Source organism: Poseidonibacter ostreae, assembly GCF_009208075.1.
GTDB lineage: Bacteria > Campylobacterota > Campylobacteria > Campylobacterales > Arcobacteraceae > Poseidonibacter > Poseidonibacter ostreae.
Window position 1 is genome coordinate 1 of the sequence record NZ_WFKJ01000100.1, and the last position, 1,554, is coordinate 1,554.

Here is a 1,554-nt window from a genome sequence, read left to right on the forward strand (position 1 = left end):
AAACCATCCTATAAAGAATAGCTTAAACGAATAGTTATTCTTTTAGACATTACTTTATTGTTTGTTTTTTTGAGTATTTTTTAAAAATATTCAAATGATCAAATAAAAATTGATACATTTTTAGGTCAAGTTCATTAACAACTCATTGTTCTCACAAATGTTAAACTAACTATTTTATTTCCTATAAGGAACTAAAACTCTGTTTGGATTATATGGCTGATTATATTTAAAAATTGAATATATGATTGCTGCTATTTTTTTAGCAATGATTATCAAAGCTTCTTTTTTTGATTTCCCTGCTGATACTTTATCTCTAAATATTTTACGTAATTCATCATTATGTAAAACGGATGAAACAGCTGACATATATAAGGCATGCTTAGCAATAGGTATTCCTCTTTGTGCTAGTCTACCAACTGATAATGAATTACCAGATTGATATTGAGTTGGATAAAGACCTAGATAACCAATAAAAGACTTTACTGAATCAAATCTTTTTAAATCTCCACATTCACCAAGAATTGCTGATATAGTTTTATCTGCAACTCCTGGTATTGTTTTAAGGTTTTTTATTGATGATGAAAAATCATCATCTTGATTTTCTTCAATTAAAGTATTTATTTGGTTTTCAATATTCTCTTTTTCTTGACATAAAAGCTCTAATATCTTAATATTAGTCTTAATCATTAAAGAACGAGCATCTTGTGCACGACCATTATAAATTGAGGAATTTGCAAGGTCTATTAATTGCATAGCTTTGACTTCACTAAAGTTGTTACCCTTAATGCCTCGAAAAAGCTTAAGTAATCGTTTTAAAGTAGTCTTTTTCAAGTCAACACTAGTTGGGTATTCTTTAATGATTACTAATGCTGTTTTTGTAAAGATATTTTTAAATACATGAGTTATCTCTGGATTTACAGTTGCAATAACAGTTGATATTTCTCTTTTTATAGTCTTTATCTTATCATCAAGAGATTTCTTTAATCTACCTAATACTTTTAAAGTATGATAATCATCACTAGAAATATGACTTTGTTTATACTTTCCACTTGATAATAGCTCTGCTATTATATAAGCATCAATAGAATCATTTTTCACTTTTTTCATAGTGCTAAAATCTCTATATTTTGAAGTTTGATATGAATTTAATAATATAACCTTAAAATCTAAGTCACTTAGAAACTCATAAATATTTTCACTAAATGCACCAGTTGACTCCACTCCAATAATAAAATCGTCACAATTAAGTGAAAGGTCTGATAACCTTTTGATTAATTCTTTTAAACCAAGTACATCTGAATAAATCCAAAAAGGTTTAGAAACTATTTGAGTATCTTCATCTAAGATACAAACATAATGTTTTTCTTTAGCAACATCAATTCCAACATAATACATAATAATCCTCCTGTGTTAGTCTAAAATCTCATAGCTTCGTGTTATAACAGGTAGAAATATCACTTTCTCCTGAGCATCCTATAGATGATTTTTTAAAGGTTAACACAAGACGTTTATTGTGTTGGTATATTTACCCAAAAAGGAAAAAACTTGTTTATT

Annotated in this window: 1 protein-coding gene; it reads right to left on the reverse strand. The window is 27.2% G+C overall.

Features of this window, described 5'->3' with window-relative positions:
- Positions 1-174: 174 nt before the first annotated feature.
- Positions 175-1,395: an IS110 family RNA-guided transposase gene (locus GBG18_RS14945; RefSeq protein WP_152192363.1), complete on the reverse strand. Its 1,221-nt coding sequence runs from the start codon at positions 1,393-1,395 to the stop codon at positions 175-177.
- Positions 1,396-1,554 lie beyond the last annotated feature (159 nt).